The organism is Spirillospora sp. NPDC049652 (assembly GCF_040675125.1).
Classification (GTDB): domain Bacteria; phylum Actinomycetota; class Actinomycetes; order Streptosporangiales; family Streptosporangiaceae; genus Spirillospora.
On sequence record NZ_JBFAOF010000829.1, the window covers coordinates 1 to 3,275 of the forward strand.

At 73.6% G+C, this 3,275-nt stretch carries 3 protein-coding genes; all 3 read left to right on the top strand.

The window, feature by feature from the left end; genetic code table 11:
* Window positions 1–223: hypothetical protein (locus tag AB0J52_RS33365; RefSeq protein WP_500186852.1), on the top strand; the 223-nt coding region annotated here is incomplete at its 5' end.
* Between the two features lie 67 nt (window positions 224–290).
* Window positions 291–2,849: a nitrite reductase large subunit NirB gene (gene nirB / locus AB0J52_RS33370; protein WP_500186853.1), complete on the top strand. Its 2,559-nt coding sequence runs from the start codon at window positions 291–293 to the stop codon at window positions 2,847–2,849.
* On the top strand, window positions 2,846–3,275 hold a 430-nt coding region (gene nirD / locus AB0J52_RS33375), incomplete at its 3' end, for a nitrite reductase small subunit NirD (RefSeq protein WP_500186854.1). The genes nirB and nirD, both read left to right, overlap by 4 nt.

Below are 3,275 nucleotides of genomic sequence, written 5' to 3' on the forward strand. Positions count from 1 at the left end.
CCGGCAGGCCCTGCGCCTGCCAGACCAGCTTCATGAAGCCCTTGTCTACGACGGCGGCATGGGCGTCGGCGCGGCGCTGTTCGGCGCGGTCGTCGGCTCGACCGGCTACAGATGGGCCTTCGCGGGCACCGCCGTGGTGATGGCGTTGACCCTCGCCCCCGCCTGGCGCGACCGTCGCGGCGCGGCGCGGTTCCTGTTTCGCGGCGTCCGTGTTTCGGGGTGAGGCCGTTTTAACACGGCGGTGACAAGGGGGACGCGATCGCGAAACGGGCCCTGCTGAGTATCGGGTCATGAACGGTGACCGAGAGGGTTCGCTTCGCGTCGTGGTCGTCGGGCACGGCCCGGCGGGACACCGGCTCGTGGAGGCGCTGCGGGCGCGCGACACGGCCGGGGCCTGCCGGGTGACCGTCCTGGGGGAGGAGCCGCGGGCCGCCTACGACCGGGTGGCGCTGACGTCCCACCTGACCGAGGACGCTGACCTCGCCCTGCCGCCGCACGACGACGCCGTGCGGGTGGCGGTGGGGGACCCGGTGGCGGCGATCGACCGGGGAGCGCGGACGGTGACGACCGCGTCGGGCCGGGTGGTCGGATACGACGCGCTGGTGCTGGCCACGGGGTCGGCGCCGTTCGTCCCGCCGGTGCCCGGTCGCGACCTGCCCGGCGTCTTCGTCTACCGGACGATCGACGACCTGGACGCGCTCCGCGCCCACTGCACGAACCTTACTTTGTCAAGGCGGGCGGCGAGTCGGCCGTCCTCAGATGGCGTCGTCATCGGCGGGGGACTCCTCGGCCTCGAAGCCGCGCGCGCCCTCCAGGGCCTCGGGATCGGCACCCGTGTGGTCGAGATCGCGCCGTGGTTGATGCCGCGCCAGCTGGACGAGGGTGGCGGCGCGATGCTGCGCCGCCACATCGAGGCGCTGGGAATGGCCGTCCACGCGGGCACGCCGATGGAACGCCTGGAGCCCGGTGAGGACGGCGCGGTCGCCTCGGTGGTCCTCGCGGACGGGTCGGCGGTGCCGGCGGAGGTGGTGGTGTTCTCCGCCGGTGTCCGCCCCCGGGACGAGCTGGCGCGCGGCTGCGGGCTCGCCGTGGGGGAGCGGGGCGGGATCGTGGTGGACGGCGCGTGCCGTACCTCCGATCCCGCGGTGTTCGCGATCGGGGAGTGCGCGGTCGTGGACGGGCAGGTGTACGGGCTGGTCGCGCCCTGTTTCAGCATGGCCGAGGTGGTCGCCGACCGGTTGCTCGCCGAAGCGTCCGGCACCGGATGCGAGGCCCGGTTCGAGGGCGCGGACCTGTCGACGAAGCTGAAGCTGATGGGCGTGGACGTCGCCAGTTTCGGCGACCCGTTCCGCTCCGGCGGCCTGGACGTCACCTACACCGACCCCGTCGCGGGCGTGTACAAGCGGCTGGTCGTCAGCGATGACGCGCGGACGCTCCTCGGCGGCGTCCTGGTCGGGGACGCGTCGGGCTATCCGGCGCTGCGGGCGCGGATCGGGACGGAGCTGCCCGGCTCCCCGGAGCAGCTGCTGTTCGGCGGCACCGAGGCCGCGGGCGGGGATCTGCCGGACGCGACGGTGATCTGCTCGTGCAACAACGTCACCGCCGAGGCCGTCCGGTCCGGCATCCGCGAGGGTGCGCTGACCGAGATGGCCCAGGTCAAGGCGTGCACGCGGGCCGGGACGACGTGCGGGAGCTGCGTGCCGCTGGTGAAGCGGATCCTGGACGCGGAGCTGACGGCGGCGGGCGTGCGGGTCAGCCGGGCGCTGTGCGAGCACTTCGCCCACAGCCGGGCGGAGCTGTTCGACATCGTGCGGGCCACGGGGATCACGACGTTCACGCGGCTGATCGCCGAGCACGGCCGGGGCCGCGGCTGCGACATCTGCAAGCCGGTCGCGGCGTCCATCCTGGCGTCGCTGGGCAACGGGCACATCCTCGACGGCGAGCAGGCGGCGTTGCAGGACACCAACGACCACCACCTGGCGAACCTGCAGCGCAACGGCACGTACTCGGTGGTGCCGCGGATCCCGGGCGGGGAGATCACCCCGGAGCGGCTGATCGTGATCGGCGAGGTGGCGCGGGACTTCGGCCTCTACACCAAGATCACCGGCGGGCAGCGGATCGACCTGTTCGGGGCGCGCGTGGAGCAGCTCCCGCGGATCTGGAAGCGGCTGGTGGACGCGGGGTTCGAGTCGGGGCACGCCTACGGCAAGGCGCTGCGGACGGTGAAGTCGTGCGTCGGGTCGACGTGGTGCCGGTACGGGGTGCAGGACTCGGTCGGGATGGCGATCGCGCTGGAGCTGCGGTACCGCGGGCTGCGCGCGCCGCACAAGATCAAGGCCGCGGTGTCGGGCTGCGCGCGGGAGTGCGCGGAGGCGCGCGGCAAGGACTTCGGGGTGATCGCGACCGAGCACGGCTGGAACCTGTACGTGGGCGGCAACGGCGGGATGCGGCCGCGGCACGCCGACCTGTTCGCGACGGACCTGGCGGACGCCGAGCTGATCCGGTACGTGGACCGGTTCCTGATGTTCTACATCCGGACGGCGGACCGGCTGCAGCGGACGGCGGGCTGGCTGGAGGCCCTGGACGGCGGCCTGGACTACCTGCGCGAGGTGGTCGTGGACGACCGGCTGGGGATCTGCGCGGAGCTGGACGCCGCGATGGAGCGGCACGTCGGGTCCTATTCGGACGAGTGGGCGGACACGTTGCGCGACCCGGAGCGGATGCGGCGGTTCGTGTCGTTCGTGAACGCGCCCGACGTGCCCGATCCGAGCATCGTGTTCGAGACCGAGCGGGATCAGATCAGGCCGGTCCTGGTGGCCGGTCCGGAGCTGGAGGTGGCCGTCCGATGACCATGGTGCGCGAGGGGACGCGGGAGGCCGTCCGGTGCGGGGCGTCCGGGTGGCACGAGGTGTGCCGGGTCGCCGAGCTGCTGCCGGAGCGCGGGGCGGCGGCGCTGGTCGCGGGGGTGCAGGTGGCGTTGTTCCGGACGTTCGGCGGCGGGCTGCACGCGGTGGGCAACCTGGATCCGTTCAGCGGCGCGCAGGTGATCTCGCGCGGGATCCTGGGGTGCCGGGACGGGGCGCCGGTGGTGGCGTCGCCGATGTTCAAGCAGGTCTTCGACCTGCGGACCGGGGAGTGCCTGTCGGAGCCGGGGCCGGGGTTGCCGGTGTTCGGGGTGCGGGTGCGGGCCGGCCGGGTCGAGGTGTCGCTGGACGTGTCGGCCGCCTCTGACGGCTCGTCCGCGCCGGTCGCCGCGTCCGCGCCGCCGACGGTGC